This is a genomic window from Pseudomonas helvetica (assembly GCF_039908645.1).
GTDB classification, from domain to species: Bacteria; Pseudomonadota; Gammaproteobacteria; order Pseudomonadales; family Pseudomonadaceae; genus Aquipseudomonas; species Aquipseudomonas helvetica.
This window is the reverse complement of sequence record NZ_CP150917.1, coordinates 3,862,156-3,882,920: the sequence shown is the minus strand read 5'-3', so window position 1 is coordinate 3,882,920 and position 20,765 is coordinate 3,862,156. Positions and strand designations below refer to the sequence as shown.

At 56.4% G+C, this 20,765-nt stretch carries 24 protein-coding genes; 13 read left to right on the top strand and 11 right to left on the bottom strand.

Translation table 11 applies throughout. The features are described from left to right. Positions 1-82: 82 nt before the first annotated feature. The gene (locus AABM55_RS17935) at positions 83-937 is read left to right on the top strand and encodes a LysR substrate-binding domain-containing protein (protein ID WP_347927176.1); all 855 of its coding nucleotides are present in this window, start codon (positions 83-85) and stop codon (positions 935-937) included. A gap of 346 nt (positions 938-1,283) precedes the next feature. On the opposite strand, the gene AABM55_RS17930 is transcribed toward AABM55_RS17935, so the two are convergent. Beyond that, entirely contained in the window at positions 1,284-1,559 is a 276-nt protein-coding gene (locus AABM55_RS17930; RefSeq protein WP_347927175.1) for a hypothetical protein, read from the bottom strand. A 23-nt stretch (positions 1,560-1,582) separates the two neighbouring features. Continuing rightward, the gene (locus AABM55_RS17925) at positions 1,583-3,136 is read right to left on the bottom strand and encodes an MFS transporter (RefSeq protein WP_347927174.1); all 1,554 of its coding nucleotides are present in this window, start codon (positions 3,134-3,136) and stop codon (positions 1,583-1,585) included. A 143-nt stretch (positions 3,137-3,279) separates the two neighbouring features. Between AABM55_RS17925 and AABM55_RS17920 the strand changes: the two genes are divergently transcribed. Then, the gene (locus AABM55_RS17920) at positions 3,280-4,203 is read left to right on the top strand and encodes a LysR substrate-binding domain-containing protein (protein WP_347927173.1); all 924 of its coding nucleotides are present in this window, start codon (positions 3,280-3,282) and stop codon (positions 4,201-4,203) included. Between the two features lie 195 nt (positions 4,204-4,398). Next, the gene (locus AABM55_RS17915) at positions 4,399-4,800 is read left to right on the top strand and encodes a VOC family protein (protein WP_347927172.1); all 402 of its coding nucleotides are present in this window, start codon (positions 4,399-4,401) and stop codon (positions 4,798-4,800) included. Positions 4,801-5,070: 270 nt separating this feature from the next. On the opposite strand, the gene AABM55_RS17910 is transcribed toward AABM55_RS17915, so the two are convergent. Then, complete coding sequence (locus AABM55_RS17910; RefSeq protein ID WP_347927171.1) at positions 5,071-5,631, bottom strand: hypothetical protein; 561 nt, start codon at positions 5,629-5,631, stop codon at positions 5,071-5,073. 87 nt (positions 5,632-5,718) lie between these two features. Between AABM55_RS17910 and AABM55_RS17905 the strand changes: the two genes are divergently transcribed. The 3 genes from AABM55_RS17905 (at position 5,719) to AABM55_RS17895 (ending at position 8,268) form a co-directional block, all read left to right on the top strand. Further along, positions 5,719-6,759, top strand: a complete 1,041-nt coding sequence (locus AABM55_RS17905) for a hypothetical protein (RefSeq protein WP_347927170.1) — start codon at positions 5,719-5,721, stop codon at positions 6,757-6,759. A gap of 436 nt (positions 6,760-7,195) precedes the next feature. Further along, on the top strand, positions 7,196-7,594 hold the full coding sequence (locus AABM55_RS17900) for a hypothetical protein (protein ID WP_347927169.1): 399 nt from the start codon (positions 7,196-7,198) through the stop codon (positions 7,592-7,594). Positions 7,595-7,824: 230 nt separating this feature from the next. Further along, a complete protein-coding gene (locus AABM55_RS17895) occupies positions 7,825-8,268 on the top strand; it encodes an RDD family protein (protein WP_347927168.1) in 444 nt (147 codons plus the stop codon). A gap of 224 nt (positions 8,269-8,492) precedes the next feature. On the opposite strand, the gene AABM55_RS17890 is transcribed toward AABM55_RS17895, so the two are convergent. The 4 genes from AABM55_RS17890 to AABM55_RS17875 form a co-directional block, all read right to left on the bottom strand. Continuing rightward, positions 8,493-9,491, bottom strand: a complete 999-nt coding sequence (locus AABM55_RS17890; protein WP_347927167.1) for an NADP-dependent oxidoreductase — start codon at positions 9,489-9,491, stop codon at positions 8,493-8,495. A 68-nt stretch (positions 9,492-9,559) separates the two neighbouring features. Continuing rightward, positions 9,560-10,429 (bottom strand): alpha/beta hydrolase, encoded by an 870-nt coding sequence (locus AABM55_RS17885; RefSeq protein ID WP_347927166.1) that lies wholly within the window; start codon positions 10,427-10,429, stop codon positions 9,560-9,562. 84 nt (positions 10,430-10,513) lie between these two features. Beyond that, complete coding sequence (locus tag AABM55_RS17880) at positions 10,514-11,302, bottom strand: SDR family oxidoreductase (protein WP_054597971.1); 789 nt, start codon at positions 11,300-11,302, stop codon at positions 10,514-10,516. Between the two features lie 54 nt (positions 11,303-11,356). Next, entirely contained in the window at positions 11,357-12,457 is a 1,101-nt protein-coding gene (locus AABM55_RS17875; RefSeq protein WP_347927165.1) for an alkene reductase, read from the bottom strand. Between the two features lie 148 nt (positions 12,458-12,605). Here AABM55_RS17875 and AABM55_RS17870 point away from each other — a divergent pair, with 148 nt between their 5' ends. Continuing rightward, on the top strand, positions 12,606-13,193 hold the full coding sequence (locus AABM55_RS17870; protein ID WP_347927164.1) for a TetR family transcriptional regulator: 588 nt from the start codon (positions 12,606-12,608) through the stop codon (positions 13,191-13,193). Between the two features lie 220 nt (positions 13,194-13,413). On the opposite strand, the gene AABM55_RS17865 is transcribed toward AABM55_RS17870, so the two are convergent. After that, positions 13,414-14,262, bottom strand: coding sequence for a helix-turn-helix domain-containing protein (locus AABM55_RS17865; RefSeq protein WP_347927163.1), 849 nt, complete (start codon positions 14,260-14,262; stop codon positions 13,414-13,416). A gap of 178 nt (positions 14,263-14,440) precedes the next feature. On the opposite strand from AABM55_RS17865, the gene AABM55_RS17860 reads away from it, so the two are divergent. The 4 genes from AABM55_RS17860 (at position 14,441) to AABM55_RS17845 (ending at position 17,258) form a co-directional block, all read left to right on the top strand. Beyond that, positions 14,441-14,839 carry a DUF3224 domain-containing protein gene (locus AABM55_RS17860; protein ID WP_347927162.1) on the top strand — a complete coding sequence of 133 codons (399 nt, stop codon included), beginning with the start codon at positions 14,441-14,443 and terminating at the stop codon, positions 14,837-14,839. A gap of 302 nt (positions 14,840-15,141) precedes the next feature. Continuing rightward, a complete protein-coding gene (locus AABM55_RS17855) occupies positions 15,142-15,600 on the top strand; it encodes a GNAT family N-acetyltransferase (RefSeq protein ID WP_054598374.1) in 459 nt (152 codons plus the stop codon). 191 nt (positions 15,601-15,791) lie between these two features. Beyond that, positions 15,792-16,376, top strand: a complete 585-nt coding sequence (locus AABM55_RS17850) for a DUF4157 domain-containing protein (RefSeq protein WP_347927161.1) — start codon at positions 15,792-15,794, stop codon at positions 16,374-16,376. Positions 16,377-16,487: 111 nt separating this feature from the next. Beyond that, positions 16,488-17,258 carry a tetratricopeptide repeat protein gene (locus AABM55_RS17845; protein WP_347927160.1) on the top strand — a complete coding sequence of 257 codons (771 nt, stop codon included), beginning with the start codon at positions 16,488-16,490 and terminating at the stop codon, positions 17,256-17,258. Here AABM55_RS17845 and AABM55_RS17840 read toward each other — a convergent pair. Beyond that, on the bottom strand, positions 17,232-17,885 hold the full coding sequence (locus tag AABM55_RS17840; RefSeq protein WP_347927159.1) for an HAD hydrolase-like protein: 654 nt from the start codon (positions 17,883-17,885) through the stop codon (positions 17,232-17,234). The genes AABM55_RS17845 and AABM55_RS17840 overlap by 27 nt on opposite strands. A 412-nt stretch (positions 17,886-18,297) precedes the next feature. On the opposite strand from AABM55_RS17840, the gene AABM55_RS17835 reads away from it, so the two are divergent. After that, positions 18,298-18,684, top strand: a complete 387-nt coding sequence (locus AABM55_RS17835; RefSeq protein WP_347930054.1) for a hypothetical protein — start codon at positions 18,298-18,300, stop codon at positions 18,682-18,684. 77 nt (positions 18,685-18,761) lie between these two features. Here AABM55_RS17835 and AABM55_RS17830 read toward each other — a convergent pair whose 3' ends face one another. Next, on the bottom strand, positions 18,762-18,923 hold the full coding sequence (locus AABM55_RS17830; protein ID WP_081013843.1) for a DUF2986 domain-containing protein: 162 nt from the start codon (positions 18,921-18,923) through the stop codon (positions 18,762-18,764). 110 nt (positions 18,924-19,033) lie between these two features. Next, positions 19,034-19,774 carry a Mut7-C RNAse domain-containing protein gene (locus AABM55_RS17825; RefSeq protein ID WP_347927158.1) on the bottom strand — a complete coding sequence of 247 codons (741 nt, stop codon included), beginning with the start codon at positions 19,772-19,774 and terminating at the stop codon, positions 19,034-19,036. Positions 19,775-19,956: 182 nt separating this feature from the next. On the opposite strand from AABM55_RS17825, the gene AABM55_RS17820 reads away from it, so the two are divergent. After that, the gene (locus AABM55_RS17820; RefSeq protein WP_347927157.1) at positions 19,957-20,688 is read left to right on the top strand and encodes a GntR family transcriptional regulator; all 732 of its coding nucleotides are present in this window, start codon (positions 19,957-19,959) and stop codon (positions 20,686-20,688) included. Positions 20,689-20,765: the final 77 nt, after the last annotated feature.

Sequence of the window (20,765 nt, the reverse complement as noted above, 5' to 3'; positions counted from 1 at the left end):
GTAGGGCAGTGGGCGCATTGCAACATAGTTGGATTTGAAATATAAATCGTAAATACCAACACCATTGATCACGAATAAAACTATGTTCGATACACTGCTGCTCAAGACATTTGTCACTGTCGTCGATGAACAAGGCTTCAGCCGTGCCGCCCAGAAGCTGCACCTCACTCAGTCTGCGGTCAGTGGCCACATGCGGCGATTGGAAGAGCAGATTGGTAAACCGCTGTTGACGCGCACCACCCGCTCCCAGCAATTGACTCCCGATGGCGAACGCCTGGTCTCTTATGCGCGCACGATCCTTGTGCTGAACCGTGATGCCTGGGCAGAACTGACGCGCACGCCGTTTCACGGACGGCTGCGGATCGGGGTGTCCGAGGATTTTGTCGAATCGCGGTTATTGCGCACTTTTCAGGATTTCGCGGCGCAGTACCCGGGCCTGGAAATCGACGTGCAGGTGGGCATTCCTGGCACGTTGCTGAACCTGATGAAGCAAGGCCATCTGGAACTGGTCATCGGTTCTCTATGCGAAACCAGCGAAGCGGGGCTACTGCTGTGGCAAGAACCGCTGGTGTGGGCCTGGTCGGCGCAACCCGTCACCCGGTTACCGACGCCATTGCCGTTGGCCCTGTTCCCCGAGCCGTGCCCTTATCGAGAGACAGCGCTGACACGGCTGGCCCAGGCGGGGATCGCCCAACGCACGGCGATGTTATGCAGCAGCGCTGCCGGGTTGCGGGCGGCGGCGCTTGCAGGCTTCGCGGTCGCGCCCATGCCTCTCAGCCAGTTGGGGCAAGGACTGGTGGCTCTTGGGGCCGAACAAGGGTTACCGGATTTACCGGATGTGCAATTTCGGTTGTTCACCTCTCCTGAAGCGGATCAGGCGATTGCGGCAGCGGTCACTCAGCTCATTGTGGAGTATTGCTCTACGCGCAGGGCTTGAGCGTCTTTATGAAGGGGCGTTTTCGACTCAAAGCGGTCACCTCCGCGTTCCAGTATTACTATGCCGATGCTCGGACTGTTTATAGGTAGGTTGATCTATGGCCAGAAGCGTTAGGCTTCAAAAAAAACTTCATACACGGCATCTGATGGAGACAGCTGAAGAGGTGGTACTTGATGATTGCCTTGTTGGAAAACTATGGGCGCTCAACCAAGGTGACAGATTACAGTTGAATTCAGCCTCCTTCAGTTCTGTAGCTGTTCAAAAGTACCGCTTGGAATACGTGATAACGAGAGGCCCTGTTTCTGGACACTGGCTGTACAAAAAATTTGACCCAGAAGAACTTGTATTATTTTTTACGGCAAAAGACTTTGACGGCATTTGCCATGGCTGGACTCTGTTTGACGAGTGACAACCTCAGTTTTGGCTCTCTGAGAGGCAGCTTTGGGTTTGCTGCCCATCGCCATGGGTAGCAATCGGCCAAAAGCGGTCTGTCGACGTCCTGCATGTCATTGGCGAAGACCGGCAGCAGTGCCTCGTTGAAGTAAACATTGGCCATCGACAAGCTGCACAGTAAGGCAATGCCCGCCAGAATCAGCGGCGTGAAGTGTGTGTTGAGTGACATCAGGCATGGCTCCAAAGCGACTTTCAGGTATCCGATGAGAGACGGGCGACATCGGGCGCGGATTCGGCGCCGACCTCGTTTTGACGTCCCAGGAATAGAAAGACCACGGCGGCAGTGAACAGCGTGAACATCGCCAGCAGTTGCAACAAGGTGTTGAATCCTGCGGTATAGGCCGAGCGCAGCATCGTCAACGGGATTTGGCTGGCGTCGGTGCTCGCGTGCTGGATATCACCCATCACCAGGCGTTGCGCGATAGTTGAATAGTCAACAGCGGACAGTTTGACCGAGTCACTGATGCTCAGATGGTGTGCGACCAGGGCTGTCAGCACCGCAACAGTGATTGCCAGGGCGACACCTTCGCTGGCCACCCGCGTCGTGTTGAAAATACCAGCGGCCATCCCCGCCCGTTCCTTGGGGATCACGCTGATCGACAAACCATCCATCAAACCCCAGGGCAGGCCTGTACCGATACCGGTCAGCAGCATGGCCGCGATGATCTGCGCGTGCGTGCCGGCCGGGATCGTACTCAGCCAGTAGAGCCCGGCCGCTGCGATCACGAAGCCGATTGCGCAGAGTACGCCCGCCGACAACCAGCGAGTTAGCGACGCGGCAATGATCGGGACAATCAGCATCGGGGCAGAGAGTGCCAACATCATCAGCCCCGCTTCAAAGGCGCTGGCCCCGTCCACGCCGATAAACCGAAACGGCAGCAATACGATCAAGACGATGTAGCAATAGCAGGTGCCGATCGGCAGGATCTGTACACCGACAAAGCGCGGAAACAGAAATAGCCCCAGATCCAGCATCGGATGTTTCGCCCGATTTTCAACAATGATAAACAGCAGCAAAAAGACCACCGACGCGCCAAGCAGCGCATGGATGACCGGCGAGCCCCAGCCTTGCTCAGGTGCCAGGATCACCGCCGTGGTAAACATGATCAGCAGGCCGGAAAACGTCAGCACGCCGGGCGTATCCAGACGCTGTGCTTGCGGGTCGCGGCTTTCGCGCATTTTCGGCAGGGCAAATATCAAGGAAAGGATGGCGAGCAGGGCCGTGAAAAGGAAAATTGCACGCCAGCCCAAGTACTCGATCAGCAACCCCGATAACAACGGACCGAAGGCCAGGCCAACCCCGAAAGTGGTGCCCAGAAGGCTGAAAGCACGAGTTCTGGCATGCCCATCAAACTCCTGCGCCAGTGCCGCCGAACCGCTGGCCAGGGCTGCCGCCGCGGCAATGCCTTGCACGCCACGCAACAGGTCCAGCCAGAAAATATCGGGGACCGCCGCCAACAGGATCGACACCAGTGCAAACAACGCCATGCCGCACATGAATAGTCGCTTGCGCCCGTAGAGGTCAGCGAGGGTGCCGGCGGCCATCAGCAGGCTGCCGAAGCTAAGCATGAAAGCATTGGTGATCCAGGCCAGTTCCGTGGGATGGGCATCAAAGGTTTGACCAATGAACGGCGTGGCCACTGCCCCGCCGGTAAAGCTCATGGGCAATACCAAGGCGGCGAGGCAAATTGCAGCCAATATGGAGTGCCGGCCATGGGCCGGCAGCGGTTCGGTAGCTGAGTTCATTAGGTGATTCCCTGCATATCTATGAAGTATCAGTGCTGTCCAGGCCGAGGCGCGCGATCGTTCGTACACTCTAGTTAGGATACAATCGAAGATAAACGGGCTTTTATTCCACTTATAGTGAACCAAAAGGATGTAATCGAGTTGTGGACAGTCTTAGTGGGGTGATCTCATTCGTAAAAACCGCCGAGGCGCTCAGTTTCATCAGCGCCGCCAGGGGGTTGGGGATTTCTGCCTCGGCCGTGGGCAAAAACGTCGCCAAACTTGAGGCTTCGCTGAATGTGCGGTTATTGCACCGCAGCACCCGCAAAGTCAGCCTGACAGCGGAGGGACAGTTGTTCTATGAACGCTGCCGAAAGATCCTCGACGATCTTCAAGATGCCCGGGCGATGCTTTCCCATGCCACACAGGAACCCCGTGGAAAGTTACGCGTCAGCTTGCCCACCATCGGTTATCGCTTTCTTTTTCCCCATTTGGCGCGGTTCCGCAAAACCTATCCGGAGATTGAGCTGGAACTGGACTTCAACGACCAGTTGGTGGATGTGATCGATGAAGGCTTTGACGTAGTGATTCGCAGCGGCGGCCAGGCCGACTCCAAGCTGATGGCCCGAAAGTTGGGGCCTTTTAAGTTTGTCCTGTGCGCATCACCTGACTATCTGCAGCGTAAGGGACGGCCTGTCACTATCAGTGACCTCGAGCATCACGAGTGCTTGCGTTATCGATTTGTCACGACGGGTAAAATAATGGACTGGAGTATGTCTTCGGCCCCCCAGTTCACGCAGTTGCGCCTGCCAACCGCTCTGACATTGAACAATATGGAAGCCATGCTGATGGCCGTGGTGGATGGGCACGGTATCGCATTTGTCCCGGACTTCCTGGCGCGCGAAGCTATCGCCCAAGGGCGCCTGGAAACGCTGCTCGACGGTCACAGCGAAGATCAAGGGCAGTTCTGGGCATTGTGGCCGTCCAGTCGCCATCTTTCACCGAAAATCCGCGTATTCGTGGACTTTGCCGCCGAGCATCTGTTTGCCATCCCTCCCGTCGACAGCCCAGCTGCAACTCGCTCATGAAGCACAGTCGCCACCGCGCCGTCCTTACAGGTTGTTGCCTCTGTGCCGATAATCGCTGACCGTCCGCTGGAACGAAAAGGTAACGAAAAGGTAACGAACAGGGGACGGATTTATTTATGGATGTTGTCCCGTCCTGAATAAGGTTTACAGCTGTTTCAGGACTAGACATTTCGAATATATTTTTTTGGAGAAGACATGTTCAGTCACATTCAGATTGGCGCTCGTGACCTCGCTACCATGATCACTTTCTACGATGCGGTTCTCACGACCTTGGGGTTGGTGCGTATGCCTGATGAAGATGACGATGGCCCTGCTGGAGCAGGCTGGCGGCTCCCAGGAAGAAAATGGCCACAATTTTTCGTTCAGTTGCCCTTTAACGGATTACCGGCTACGTGGGGGAACGGCACACAAGTCAGCTTTGCAGCCCACTCACAAAAACAGGTGCAAGCTGCCTGGGAAGCCGCGATGGCGATGGGCGGCAAGGACGAAGGAGCGCCGGGCTTACGGCCACAGTATTCGGAAGACTACTTTGGCGCGTATTGCCGCGATCCCGAGGGTAACAAACTGTGCTTTGTCCATGCAGACGATATGGTGTGATACACCAACGCCCTAAGCGCTGGATCAACAAGACGTATTGCCCGGAAGGGGCGAACGTTTCGCCCGCGCAGCGGAGGCAGGAAGAGTTTCCCCGGCCGTGATTACCAGCATCATTGCGTTGGTCCTGCTGGTTTGGGCAACCTATGCTTCGGCGGGCCCCTTCGTGTGGGTCGGCACTGAACCGAAAATGGGCGTCCCCTTTTTGCTATTTGGCGAGCATTCTCGCCTAAATGGGTGTCCGGTTTCATTAGACCACTACAATTCGCCTCCTTAATGCGTCGACATCACTGCCGGCCTGACCGGAAGCTCGGAGTATTGTGGGTGCTGTTTCACGAAGGTTCGAACCGACTGTTCCTGCCTGTCCGCCACACACACGGCAATGCTGGGGTGGTCGACCGTACAGGTTGCTAGTGCAAGAATGCCGCAGTTCTTGACGCCATAGATGGCTGCTGGGTGCGCAGCGAGTGGGCAGCCGTACGTCATCTCGCCCAAGTAATTGAGTTGGCCATTCGTCACGGTAAAGCGCAGGGGTTTTGAGTAGGGCCCCATGAGGCCGCGACGCGAGCCAAGGTCACTCACCTCATAGGTGCCTGCGGGCAGCCATGCCGAGTAATAATCCTTAGGGGCCCAGCCGTAGGTTTTGCCGGTATTCACGTCGCGAAAGCTGATCCAGGTGCCATAGGGGCCGCCCTCGATCAGTGCACCCAGGACGAGGCCTGCGTTTTCTGCGGAATAGACTTTTGAGTCCAGGGCCATTTCGGGCGGCAATGCCGAGCAGGCACCCACTAAGGCTGTGACTCCAATCACAAACAGCTGACTTATCTTGTGCATTCAATCCTCGGTCCATCGAAACAAAATGTGGCTTTCCTATTATGATGCAGTACTTCTCAACTCAAGCGTTAAGGATGACACCCCTCTATGAGTAGTTTTTTTACGGGCCGTGTATTGGGTGCCGTGGCTTTCGCATTGATCTTGAGCGGCTGCAGTGTATCGGGCAGTTACCCGGACGCAACCGAGCTAGACGCCGCCAAGCTACGTTTTATCAGCGACATGAGTAGTGCCACTTTGAGCGTGCTCGATGAGCAGCACTGCGGTGGGCAAACCACGGGCATCCTCAATAACTTGTTCCTCGCCAATACTCGCAGGCGAGTGGACATGTCGATGCCACCGGTCTCTGATAAAACGCCTTATCTGGAAATCCGGCTGTCCCCGAATAAAGAGCTGCTGCTGCATTTGAATACCCAAGGGACAGGCTCGGTGTGTGGCATGGCCTTCACCTTCACGCCGCAAAGTGGCGCTGAATACGAGTTGACGTTCAATCGCGCCGGCAGTCAGTGCATGACAATGCTTAAACGTCTGCACCAGGTGCCGGGCCAAGTGGCGCGCTCACCAGTCCCGCTGGTGAATAAAGGAATACCAAGCTGCATGGGCGCTAACGCCCTGTTCCCTGTGCCCGCAAAAGGCCTGCCGGCCACCCCGGAACGTGACGGATTGATTGAGCAGATTGTCTCGCAGAGTATCATCACGGAGATGAAACCCGGGGCCACTTCTCTAAGCGAGAGCGCCCAGGTCGAGGCCGTCGATCTGGTGGTCAACAAGCGCAAACAGCAGATGAACCTTGATCTGCCGGATGCCTATTGGGTCCAATATCGACAGAACGTCGCGACTTACCTGGTTCAAACGCAAGGGATAAAGGCCAACGCGTTTGATCAGTACAAAGTTGAGTACCGCACGCGCCTCTCCCGATTGGATACACCCTCCATCAAGGCGCTGGTGCCTGATACCCAAGCAACTGACGTCACCCAGGCGCTGGCCACTAACGGTGCCATGTTGCAGTACTACCACCGGCTCAATGAACAGCTGCAAAAGGAGGTGATGGCGAATAACTGGGCGCGCATGGCCGAATTGGACAAGCGTTATGGAGTGTGCGAACGATACGCACAGTGCTGGCAGAATTGATGATTGAAAGTGGAATGGAATATCTATGGCGAACGCATGTAAATCCGTCACGCCCTTGTCTTGATCCACCTGGCCGCCGTGTTGCTGTTTTGGCAATACGCGACGCCAGTTGAACACGCGTATGAGCGTGGACGGTGACGTAGTTGACCAGTGAGTAGTGATTCAAGGACGCCACGGATGCACATACCCCCCGCCCTTCAGAGCAGCAGGTAGGTTCTTGCGAAGCTCCTCGCGGGTATCAGACTTGGCTGAATTGATATCGTTCTTCCCCTTCACACGCTCGATCACCCCCCTCAGTTTGAGAGGAGGATCAGTTCGGCAGTCGGTGTCGGTTTGGGTGTCATCCATTTGGGGGGGGGATGGTTCAGATGTGGGATGGGTTTGCCTGGTCCTTGGCAAACTGCGATTCAAGGATGCACGAAAAGGGGGTTGGGCAGTGAAGATTCGTCGATCTCTTGAAAAAAGGATGAAAGCTATAGAGACCTCAGGTCGAGGGCGCTTTCATGAGGGTGCTGAAGAGGGGGAGGTATTACTTTCTACTAATCTAGAAGATGGCAGGCTAGATGTATATGTGGATGGTTTTTCCTTTGGGAAAAATGAAATCGTGGATAAAATATTGTTTGCTGACATTTCTAGCATTAACAGCCACCTGAAGGTAGAGTTGTTTTTGAACGCTGGGCGCTCAGGGGATTTGGATTTTTATGTTCCTTTAGATATAGAATATGGCTCATTTCATTTGTCGCTTTCTCTACCGTTCTTGACTTACTCTAATGTTATGAATATTTTGGTTGGGCTTAGAGAGGACTGGATGAAACAATCCTCTTCTAATGGATAGTTGCTGCAAAAAGGTCGTGTGATCGGGGCTGTAGATGATATTCCGGCAGTATCACCACTTGCTCGGGATGGTTTGCGCGAAGACTTAGCGGCACGAACTGGTATTTCTCAAGATCTAGACATGAAAAGGGGAGGGATTTATTTATTGATAAATGATTTAGTCGTTGAAAATAAATCTGTCCGCTTTTTGGTCCGTTTTTTTTGTGTTTTTTTTAGATGGTGGAGAGCTTGATGCGTAATGCTGAATCCAAAGCATTGAAGTCGTTATATGATTTGGCCAGTCCGGGCAAACGCCTGGCCGGATATTTTATTGATCTGTCTATTGTGTTTGTTCTGATGTTTTTGAAAGGATTGATTGGTTATAAACTCATGGCGAGTAGCTCCTACAGCGTCGCGCTTTTTTACAGCGTGATCAATAATATTCTGCTGGTTCTCGCGATCAGCTATTTTCTGTTTTGTGATGCTCTACCGAACGGCCAGAGTGTGGGTAAACGGTTGTTGAAGATGTCCGTAGTAGGATTTCCTGTGAATACGAAGTGCACGATTTTTCAGTCGCTGTTACGAAACGTTCCGAAAGTGATGTTTAGTATTTTAGACGCAGTCTTTGTGTTTTTCGGGTTTAGGCGCCGTCTCGGCGATATGCTTGCCATGACCATGGTGGTCAATGTCAAATAAATTGATTTCGGTATGGCTATGATGAGAGAAAGGGGCGGATTTATTTATGGATAACCGAGTTTTGTCTGTCCAGTCCTGAAATAGGTTTACACCTGTTTTCACTTCAACGTCCGGTTGCAGCTCTTCCTGTTTCTGCCACTCTGGCGAAGTCACCCCGGATGATGACTGCTGAAGTGGCAAACGTTGCGCAGCCTCTGCGGTCGACTTATCGATAGATGGCGGAGTCATTTGATCGTAACAACGACCTTGCCCTTGGCTCGTCCCTGCTCGACGTACTTCAATGCCTCTGCCGTAGATTCAAAGGGGAAGGAGCGGTCAACTACAGGTTTGATGATTCCGGCCTCAATGAGCGCGGTGATTTGTTGCAGCTGGGTGCCATTTGCGCGCATGAACACGAACGCGTAGCTGACGTCCTGCTTGCGTGCCTTGCGCCGAATACCGAGGCTCAGCAGGCGCATGACTTGCTGCAATGGCCAGGACAACCCTTGCTCCTGCGCGAACTGCGCAGTGGGTGGCCCTGAGATGGAAATGAGCTGGCCACCGGGCTTGAGGACCTTGAGTGACTTCTCCAGTACGTCTGCGCCGAGGCTGTTCAACACCACGTCGTAGTCGTGCAAGACACTGTCGAAATTCTGCTGTGTGTAGTCGATCACCAGGTCGGCCCCCAGCGCCTTCACCCATTCGACATTCGCGGTGCTGGTGGTGGTCGCGACAAAGGCGCCGAGGTGTTTGGCAAGTTGGATGGCGAGGGTACCGACACCACCGGAGCCAGCGTGGATCAGCACTTTCTGGCCACTTTTCAGTTGGGCGGTTTCGACCAGCACCTGCCAGGCGGTCAGCGCGACCAAGGGGATGGACGCGGCTCGTGCCATGTTGGTATTGGCAGGTTTCAGGGCGATCGCGTTTTCGTTTACGGCGATCAATTGGGCGAACGTCCCGATCCGCGCTTCGGGCGGGCGAGCGTAGACTTCATCTCCCGGTTTGAAGCGTTTCACGTGCGAGCCAACCTCAACCACGATGCCCGCTAGGTCATTGCCCAGTACCAGCGGAAATGAATAGGGCAAGATCAGTTTGAATTCGCCTTTGCGGATCTTCGAATCCAACTGGTTGACGCTGCTGGCGTGTACCTCAATCAAGACGTCGCGGGCGCCCACCGCGGGGGCGGGCACTTCGCCAATGCGCCCGGTGTTCTTGCCATAGCGATCAATTAAAAATGCCTTCATCGTTGTGCGGCTCTTGTCGGTTGGAATGAGGGTGGACGGAGCGTTTGCGGCGTTGCTGCGCCGTGTTATCAGGCATCAAGGAACGCCAGTACCTTGGTCACAAAGTCAACGTAGTGCTGGAAAATGCCGCCGTGCCCGGCATCTTCATAAATGACCAGCTGTGCGTTGGGAATGCAGTTGGCAAGCGCAATCGAGTTAACGCTGGGCACCATGATGTCGTTGTCGCCGTTGACGATCAGCGTCGGCATCCACAAGCGCCCGAGGTTTTGGGGCGCCTGTTTGCCCCACGCGGTGATGGCTTTCAACTGCCGTAGGAAAGCGCTGGGCGTCGGGCCTTTGTCACGATTTTTTTTGCGCTCTTTCAAGCGCTGCAAATACTGCGATGCGGCTCGATTGCCATTGGGCGTCGAAGTAAAGAACAGGTAGACCTTGGGATCTCGCAAGGTCAGCAAGCCCTTGATCATCAATGGCCACGTCACCGAACCGACCTTGTCGATACCGGTGCCGCCGGCCGGCCCGGTTCCGCTGAGAATCAATCGGCGCACCAATTCGGGTGCCTTCAGGGCGATGTCCTGAGCGATGAAGCCGCCGAGTGAGAAACCGAGCACGTCGACGGTCTCGAAACCCAGCGCACGTATCAGCTGGATGGCATCGTCAGCCATTTCGCCGACCGTCAGTGGCGCGGTTCCACCAGAGCCGCCGATGCCGCGATAGTCGGTGGCAATGACGCGCCGTGTTTGTGCCAGGCCATCGATTATCGCGGGGTCGAAGTTGTCCAGCACCGCGCCCCAATGGTTAAACAGTACGAGTGGCACACCGGTTGTGGGGCCGGTGTCGCGATAGGCGAAGGGAATGCCGTTGACCGTAATCGACTGGTTCGCCGCGTCGACGAACGACGTCTGCGAGCCAGCGGGGGTATTTGTCTTCGTTGGATTCATTTCTACTCCGAACAGCGGGCCGGATTCGATGCAGCGTCTGGCACGCCTGCATCGAATCCGGCGCGAATGCTCGCTACCAAAAGATCACTGTTGAGTGTGGTAGCGCTGGGCAACCGCAGACTGGCGGATTTGCCCCAGCAGACCCTGACGTGCGATTTGCAGGTCATCCCAGCGTTCAGCTTCTTGCAGCGGCGGGATCGTCACCGGTTCGCGACGATCGAAACCGACCAGTGCTGCATCCACCAGATCGTCCACTTCCATGATTTCGTTCAAGGTGTTGATGTCGACGCCGGAGCGATCCCAGATTTCCGTGCGGGTGGCCGCCGGCAGCACGGCCTGCACGTACACGCCCTGAGGTGAAAGTTCCAAACTCAGGCCTTGGGAAAGGAACAGCACAAACGCCTTGGTCGCACCGTAGACCGACATGCCGAACTCCGGCGCAAGACCCACCACCGAACCGATGTTGATGATCGCACCGTCGCCTGCTTTGGCCAGGCGTGGGGCGATGGCGCTGGCGAGCCGCACCAGCGCTGTGGTGTTGAGGGCGACCAGTTGTGCAACGCTGTCGGTGCTTTGGTCGATGAAGTTGCCGGACAACGCGGCGCCGGCGTTATTGACGAGGATGCCGATACGGGCGTCGTCGCGCAGGCGGGACTCAACGGTTGTCAGATCGCTGAGTTGGGTCAGATCCGCCGGAATCACATCGACGGCGACGCCGTGTTCGCTGCGCAATCGGGCTGCAAGTGCGTCCAGGCGTGCCTGGTCTCGGGCGACTATTACCAGGTCGTGACCGCGTTGAGCGAAGCGTTCGGCGTAGACGGCGCCAATGCCGGTGGAGGCGCCAGTGATGAGAACAGTAGGGCGAGTGCTCATGGGATCATCTCTCTTTCAGGGTGTGTGAAAACAGAAAACGCGGTCATTGATTGCTCAGCTTGCGGTGGCGCTCGATTCAGCCAACGTCGGGTAGTCGATGTAGCCTGCCGAGCCGCCGCCATAGAGGGTGGCGGGATTGAAAGCGGACAACGGCGCGCCGCGCTTGAGGCGTTCCACCAGATCCGGGTTGCCAATGAATGGACGACCGAACGCGATCAGATCGGCCTGGTCTTCGGCGAGCCGCGAAGTCGCCAGGTCCAGGTCATAGCCGTTGTTGGCGATGTAGGTGTTTTTGAAGCGCTGGCGCAGGGCGCCGAAATCGAATGGCGCCACGTCACGCGGGCCACCGGTCGCGCCTTCGACCATGTGCAGATAAACGACGCCGAGGGCGTCGAGTTGATCGACGACGTAATTGAATTGCGCCTGCGGATCGCTGCTGGAAACGCCATTGGCCGGCGACACCGGCGACAAGCGCACACCGGTGCGATCCACGCCGATTTCATTGACGACGGCTGCCGTCACTTCGAGCAACAGACGCGCACGATTTTCAATCGAGCCGCCGTAAACATCGGTGCGCACGTTGGCGCTGTCCTTGAGGAATTGATCCAGCAAATAGCCGTTCGCGCCGTGAATCTCCACGCCATCGAACCCGGCGGCGACAGCGTTTGCCGCGGCCCGGCGGAAATCGGAGACGATCCCCGGCAGTTCGCCGATGTCCAGTGCGCGCGGCTCGGAGACGTCTTCAAAGCGGTTGTTGACGAATACTTTTGTGGCGGCTCGCAGCGCAGAAGGAGCCACGGGGGCGGCGCCGTTTTCTTGCAGATCAACGTGCGACACACGGCCGACATGCCACAGTTGCAGGAAGATTTTTCCGCCCTTGGCGTGGACGGCATCGGTCACTTTGCGCCAGCCATCTATCTGCGCCTGCGTGTAGATCCCGGGGGTGTCCTGATAGCCCTGACCCTGTTGGGAAATCTGCGTAGCTTCGCTGATCAGCAAGCCTGCGCTTGCGCGTTGGCTGTAATAGGTGGCCGCGAACTCGCTTGGCACAAAGCCTTCGCCTGCGCGGTTGCGTGTCAGTGGCGCGAGGACGACACGGTTCGACAGCGTGAGGGCGCCAAGCGTGTAAGGGGTGAACAGATTCTGGTCGGTCATTTGGTATTTCTTCCGTGCCCGTTGATGGAGATCGTTGTGCGTGCAATTAGGATGATGATCGAAATCTAAACTGTCAACGATTTTGATTATGACCAACATCTATGTATCATTGGGCGCATGATTTCCCAGTGGACATGAGGTATTGCACGTGAGAGTGACCAAGGCCCAGGCGCAGGCCAATCGGGAGCACATCGTTGAAACGGCCTCTGAGCTGTTCCGTGAGCGCGGCTTCGACGGCGTCGGTGTATCGGATCTCATGGCGGCTGCCGGTTTCACCCACGGAGGTTTCTACAAGCATTTCGGTTCGAAGGCCGACCTGATGGCCGAAGCCTCTGCCTGCAGTCTTTCCAAATCGCTGGTAGGCGCGGAAGCGCTCGATGTTCCGGGCTTCATCGACGTCTATGTGACGAGGGAGCATCGGGACGGACGTGGCAGCGGTTGCACCATGGCCGCGTTGTGTGGCGATGCGGCGCGTCAATCGGACGATGTGAAAGCGACGTTTGCCGAAGGGATCGAGCACATCCTGCAAACACTGGGGGACAAATATCCGACCAGGCCGGATGCCGCTCCGGGTGAGGACAGAAAGAAAATGATCGACCTGCTGTCTCGTGCTGTCGGTGCGATTATTTTGTCGCGTGCCTGCCCGGATGATTCCGCGCTGGCGGATGAGATCCTTGAGGTGTGCCGCGCTGAAATGTTTGCTTCGTTGCCGGTCAATGAAGTGGAAGCGGGGTAGAGGGGCGGCTCATTCAAAGCATGGTTTTCGGTAGAACTTCGATTTTGATGCGCGGACCTGAAAGTCAACTTTTGGGTGTGGATTCAACCGTCTATGCTTTGGCGGGCCCCTTTGTGTGGGGCGGCACTGGACGAAGCAATCGGTTCATCGTGATCAGTTCAGCACTTGGAGTACCGATGACGGTGCGAGTGAGATAAGTCCGCCTGGGGGGAGGGGAGACTCACCCCGCGTCAGCATTCCGCAACAAAGCCGTATATGTCTGGACATATTTTGCGGGTGCCAGACCGACCATCCGGGTGAAGTCCCTGATGAAGTGTGCCTGATCAAAATAACCCAGCTTGAGCGCGAGATCCGTCCCCGGCCTGGCTTCGCCGCTCTGCAGCAGGGTCAGTGCTTCATGTAGCCGGTATCGGGCAATCACCCACTTCGGACTTACGCCGACGTAATGGGCAAAGAGGCGTTGTAACTGCCGCTCGCTAACTCTGGACAACTCACTGAGTTGTGCCACTGTTGTCAGTCTGTTGTCTGACGCGATTTGGGCGATGAGGTCATTGAGCAGTTCTACACGCTCATCGGGTTGCGGCAAGCAGGGACTCAGCAACGCTTCTGATTGCTCGCACAGGCTCGCCATCCCCGGACATTCGATTTGCTCGGCCAACCTGTCGACCGCCGCCCCAAAAACTTCAGAGGCCGGGAGCGATCGGTTGGCCAACCGGCTGACAGGTCCGCCGAGAAATGGCTGGAATGCAGCGGGACGGAACTTGATTCCAAACGCCCAGCTGTTGCCAGACAGCGTCTTGCTGAAGCGGGAGCGACGGGGTCCCCACACATGGACCTGACCCCTTTCCACAACGAGATGCACATTGGGGTGAGGCAGGGTTTCCTGTTGCTGTGCAGGCTGATCGCTGAGATTCCAGCTGACATACCAATAATGCTCAACCCAGGGTGTCAACTGGACTGAGGGGGCCTCGCGAACGTGAGTGAACTGCGGGCTCGTCAATCGCTGATTAAGGACGCCTCGTGCGGGCTGCAGGATAACAATAGAGGCTGGTCGTGTTTTTCCAATCATCTTCGGTCGCCATCTGCTCCAATACAAATCAGGGATAGGTCCGACTGTGTGGACCGCTCAAATAAGCCGCTGATCTCGGCATAGGCGGACTGTAAACAGTCGAGGGATTAGCGTCGACAACAACTGCGTCAGGTATAGACCTTACGGCATTACCTGGATTTTTAATGGAGATGACAGCATGCAAGCCAAGGGAACATTCGACGTCCAACTCCCCGTCCATCCTGTTGCGACCGGTACCGAGGCCGCTCAACTGAGCAGAAAGGCCATACACAAGACGTTTCAGGGAGACTTGGTGGCCAATAGTCTGGGAGAGATGCTTGCCTCCCTCTCGACGGTCCCGGGATCTGCCGGCTATGTGGCGATGGAGCGGGTTGAGGGTAATCTGGCGGGAAGGGCAGGCAGCTTTGTGTTGATGCATTTTGGAACGATGGACAGAGGCCAGCGAACACTGACCATTCAGGTCGTGCCCGACTCGGGTACCGGCGAATTGGAGGGACTCAGCGGCACGATGGAAATAGATATCCGTGATGGGCAGCATTTCTATCTGTTCAACTATCAACTCATGCCAACGCGCTGAACAGTGATGAAGCTCAAACGCATCATCCTGATATCGGCCATCACCGTATTGACGTTACCAGCCGCCGTGCTGGCTTTCGTGAAACCGCTCCGAGTCGTTGCCCCCATGCTCGTTCCGGAAGTAACTTGCCCACTTGCGAATATCTGCACAGACAGCGTGGCGCAATTGGACGACGCGCAACAACTGTACGCTGCGGGATATGCAACGGCAGTGGCATGCCGGCCTGGGTGCACGAGACATCTGGGATGCAGCGCGCAGTGTGAATTGAAAAACTGGAGAGACTGTGAATGGACGTTATTCAGATGCTGCGAGTGGATTGGCTCGATACACAAATGGACAAGTGCGATGTTATGGCCGAATGGCTTTATCGGGAATTCAGTTATGAATTTGCGCAGCAATCTCTTTCAAGTTGGCAACAAGAGTTCTCCGATGGACAGCGTGATGGCCGTTGGAAGTGCCTGATCGCAACGGAACGAGACCAGTTGCTGGGCGGCGCTACACTTGCCAGTAACGACCTTTCTGACCGGCCGGATCTGGGCCCGTGGCTTGCGTGTGTGTTCATCACACCTGACGCTCGAAGGAGAGGGCTCGCAGCGCAGTTAATCGAAGGCATCTGTGACCATGCAAGAGACACTGGATTCACGACCTTGTACTTGCACACCCACAACCAGAGCAATTATTACACCACGCTTGGCTGGGAAGTGTTGGAGCGCTTTGAGGCTTGGGGGAAAGAACAATACCTTATGTCACGGAGTTTATAGTCAACGCCGACTTCACATTTCCGCTGCGTGTTTTTTATAAGCAGCAAAACTCTGATAGGACGCCTGCGTTTTCACACAGCCTGGCCCACAGCAGTCATCGAAAAGAGACCGATAGGGATACGCTAAAGTTATGCAGGTCGTCGATCAATGGTGATCGACTGTGCGCGCTGCGTCTGTCCCTGGAGGACCCAATGCCGCCTATCACCACGTGCCTGGTGGCGCTGTTTGTTTTTTGCCTGACTCTTGCAGTGCCAGCCCAGGCCAACACCTGCCCAGCTGGCGAGAAACAAGTGTGCCTGGACGGCTGCATCTGTCTGCCGGATCTGGTGCAGATGCCTGATGGCATCGACCAGATCGCGGCACCTGCCCTGGCGCTGTGGCTGACCCAAGCCCGTGCTGAAGCGGCCAACGCCAACATCCAACCCATTCCGCCGTACATCCGGGAGCAGCTACTGCGCTGGTACGACCCCAGCGTCCTCGATGCCGCGCGCTACACCGTTAGCGACAACGGTCAATTCAGCACCGCCACTGCCATGCTGCAAAACCCCGATGTCGGTGCCGTGACGCTGATCGATATCATCCTCTTCCGGGACGTTCAAACCGCAGAGCAGGACATCGCACTCTGGGCTCACGAACTCAAGCACGTGCAGCAGTATCAGGAATGGGGGGTAGAAGTATTTGCCCAGCGCTATACACAAGACTTCAATGCTGTGGAGGCGCCGGCTTATGCCATACAGGCTGAAGTCAGACGGTCGGTGCGGGAAGGGACTCACTGAAGATTATCCGCAAGCTGGAGCCTATGCAGCGGGAACTTCAGGGTACTCGCCAGGTCAGTTGGGAGCTGTTTTACGGCAGTGCCGTCCGAGATCAGTCGAGTCCACCCCCTGATGCCAACCAAGAATTTTCTGCCGGGTCTTATCCTGGTGTTCTGCGCCGTCGCGTCGCTTGGTTCGGTGGCTGCCGAGCGGAGAGCGCCCTCGCAAAGTAACAGCGCATCAACCACCCTGATCGAAACGGCCTCGCGGCAGTACGGCGATGGCCAGTTGGACCAGGCCGCTGCCACGCTGGAGCGTGCCCTGCATATCCAGCCGAACAATCCCGCGACTCTGCATTACCTCGGTGTATTGCGTCTTCAGCAGGGTCAGTACCAACAGGCTGAAACGTTGGCGGCGCGCTCGAACATGCGGGTTGGTAGCAACGTCGCGTTACGCAACCGCAACTTCCAATTGATCCAGGCGGCGCAGCAGGCCCAGGCTTCGAATACCCCACCCAACGCCAAAGCGGACCAGGTCGCCGTACAGAAGGGACTGGAAGAGGAGACCCAACGGCGCCGCGAAGCAGAAATGGCCGTTGCTGAACAATCCACTCGGGATGCTGGGCGCGACGCTGGCAACTTCGCTTACGCAACGGCAGATGGGGTATCGGATTCACCGACGGCTGGCAGACCTCGGCCCGAAGGACAAATGCAAATGACTTCCGTCGAGCCAGAGCCAGAGTACGAGTACGACGAGGTCGAGATTCCCCGCGGTCATTGGCCGCCTCCAGGTAAATGCCGAATCTGGTTTCCTGATCGCCCGCCAGGGCATCAACCCGCACCCGGCAGCTGCAAGAAGCTGCGACATCGGGTTCCGTTAGGGGCTTACCTGGTGCGCGGTTGAGTTTCTGAGTGCCAGTCGCCGTAATTCGCTGACATCGGCGAACCACTCATGGGATTGAAGTGTGTCGAATGCATCATGTGTCCCATATCCCCAGGCAACCGCGCCAAAGGCGATACCGGCAGTCGCTGCGGCTTCACCATCCGTAGGTTGGTCGCCGATGTAGATCACGTCCTCTCGCGCCACGCCGAATTTGCGCATGACACGACGCAAGCGAGACGCCTTGCCGAAAATCGAGGCACCGCACTCGAAGGCCTGGATATGTCGACAGCTGGAGCCCAGAATTTGCGTGACATTTTCTCGGGAATTAGAAGACACCACGGCCAGAATCAGTCCCTTTTCGTCAAGATGGGTCAGGGCATTGGCGATGTTTTCAAAGAGCAGGATCGAGCTTCGATGTTTCTTCATCAAGCCCATGAAGGTTCGTGCTACCAGAGGCAACTTCCAGCGGGGCATTCCGATATGCGTCATGATCTCCCGAGCTCCCTGCTTGCGCAGAGAGTCCAACTCTTGCGGGTGAATCCGACGGAATGCGTGCTTGTCAGCAACTTGGTTGAACACCGTAACAAAGAACGAAAATGAATCAGCGAGCGTGCCATCAAAGTCGAAAATGACAAGTCGGTATGACATGTAAAAGCTCCTCCCTGGAGTGTGCTAGCTGAATACAGACGGCTGCTTGTGCAGGGCGATCAAGTCGCCCGATTAACTGGGAGGGCGCATTATCCCTGCTCCGGAATCGGTACGGAAGGAGGGCGAGGTTAACGTTTGTAGAGGGGCTGCTTCTGGATCTGAGTGTGTAAAAACGCTGGCACGTTGAAGCTCATTTCTGCGCCTGCTCCAGTAAGCCTTCGGATCAGGAAGTGGGTCGCATCCCTCCATTGTTTGAGGAGGCCGTCAGCTATTTATGCAGTGGCTTGCTAGAACTTTTCCCTATTTACCGGTCTATGTGGATACGCACATAAAGCTCGGTAAGCGCGACCCGAAGGTTTCCCGCAGCCAAATGGCGACACGTCCAATTGTCAATCAGAGGTTGTCTTCGCCCATGAAATCTTATGTCCCACGGATGGTGCTCCTCAGCCTGTTCGCGTTTGCGGCAGTGGGCTCGGCATCAGCATCACAGATGAAGACCTCAAACCCTGTTTTCGCAACTGAAGTCGCAGCCGTTCAGGCTCCGGTCCAGGCTGCCGAAAACCCTTGGCCGAGCTTGGCCAGTATGGCCGGCAAGCAGCCAGGGCCGTTGCTTGCCCATGACGACCGATACTGGCGTGACGGCCGTTGGCACGATCGTAGAGAAGACTGGCGCCGAGACGAATGGCGTAGAAACGAGTGGCGTAGAGAACAGGAGCGCCGGGAAGCCGAACGCCGTCGTGATTGGGAGCGCCATCATGAGCACCGCTACGATGACGATCACCGCTACTATCGTCGCTAATACGTAGCCACGGGATAAGTCCGCCGAAAGCACTGCCTGCTGATTTGTAAATCCAGGTGGTGCTTAAGCGACACAGATCAGCTCTCGGAAGAAGTGATTGAGTCGAGAGTGGATTCAGCCGCCAGCTTCAATCGGTCGGCTTTGCAAATGTATTTAGACTTGCTTTTCGGTGCCAATTTGGCGCTGGCCTTTTTGGCGTTAGCCTTTAATAACTGATTTATTTTTTTACGACGATTCATCTTTTCTACTCGGCTTGTACGTTTTCGAATGATATCAGCTTAAATATCGGGTCAGAGCCTTGTGGTGCACACTTGAGCGCTTTTGTCCGTTATCTGCCCGATGCGCTCGGCTATCGGTCCAGCAGAGGTGCCAGCAGGGCACACATGCCGCGCCAGTGCGAACCCTCCCAGTAAATTCGTTGGCAGGCGTCGCAGCGCAGGAAGTGCGAATAGAGGGCACCAACGCGTGGCGGCACCAGTGGCCGGGCCAGTTCCGGGCTGATTTCGTGCAGCGGCAGGTTGCAATGCAGGCACAGGCTGAAGGGCCGCGCGCTACGCGCCAGGTCGAGGCGCTCGTACACTTCGCGCAGTTGCAGCGACGGTTTCAGGGCATGCACGTAACAGCCGTGGCTGATGATCCGCCGCTTGAGCAGTTCGCGGTCGCGGGTTAGCACGATGCGCCCTTGCTGCGCCGCGATCTCGGCGATCTCGCCATCTTCGAAGCGATTGTCGTATAGGGTGTCGAAGCCACTCATGCGCAGCAGGTTGGCCAGCCCGCCAAGGTGCGCATCAGCGACGAAGCGCAGCACCCGTAAAGGTTGCGCACGAACCTTTAGCAGCGGGCTGATGTCCAGCGTTTCGAACTTGGGATACACCGCCAACCGGTCACCGTCGAAGATTACCCGCTCGAGGCCCACCGACTCGCCGTTGAGCAGCACCAGCTCGACCTCGGTGTGCGGTATGCCGAGCGCCTCGATCATGTGCTTGACCGTCGCCCCGCGCGCGCACTCGCAGGTAAAGGACTGCCTCCGCCGTTCGGCCGGCAGGAAATCGTTGAGCTCCTCGTAGAAGCGGAAGGTTGCACGGGTCATGCTCAACAGTATGGCAGGGCTGCGGGATGGGCGAGTCCAGATCCGGAGATCTACTCCGGCAGGTCCCATCCACCCACCGTTCGTCCGCCAGGTTCGGTAACCCTTATTGACAGAAAAATGCATCAGGAGAATACTCGGCCAATATTCATATATATGACTAGATAACAAGGTGAATAAAGTCGATGAATTCCCTGTCCAGTGATGTCCGCCTACCGCTTTATCAACGCCTGCGTGATCAGTTGGCTGAACAGATTGCCAACAATCGTTGGCGTCCGGGGGAGGCCATTCCCACTGAAGCTGCGCTTTCAGCGGAGTACAAACTGTCCACCGGCACCGTGCGCAAGGCGGTCGACGCGCTGGTCAGTGAGGGCGTTCTGGAGCGTCAGCAAGGTCGAGGTACCTTCGTTCGTCGGCCTCAGTTTCAATCTTCGCTTTTCCGCTTCTTCCGCTTCCAGACTGCTGCGGGTGAACGCCAGGTCCCGGAGAGTCGCATTCTGTCTATCGAACCGGTGGCCGCACCCTCGGCGGTGGCCCAGGCGCTAGGGCTGCCAATCGACGCGCCGGTCATTCGCATTGTCCGCGTTCGTCTTCTGGATGTTCAGCCGGTACTTGCCGAAGAAATCTGGCTGCCTCGCAGCCGGTTTCAGCCGCTACTGGAGATCGACCTGAATCGAAAAGGGCCATTGCTTTACCCGATTTACGAAGAGCTCTGCGGTCAGGTCGTCGCCTCTGCCGAAGAAGCACTCACCGCCGAGTCGGTAAATGACGTGCATGCGCGGTTATTGAAAATACCGGTCAACAGTCCCGTGGTGGTGATCGAGCGTCTGGCGCGTGACTACGCCGGTACGCCTCTGGAGTGGCGGCGCTCCCGTGGGCATGCCGAGCATTTCCGTTACAGCGTGGATATTCGCTAGCGTATTGCCCGGATAGCGGATCGCTCACCGGCGAATCGATCGCTGGCGGATTCATCGTTTTGTTTGCCATGACTGGC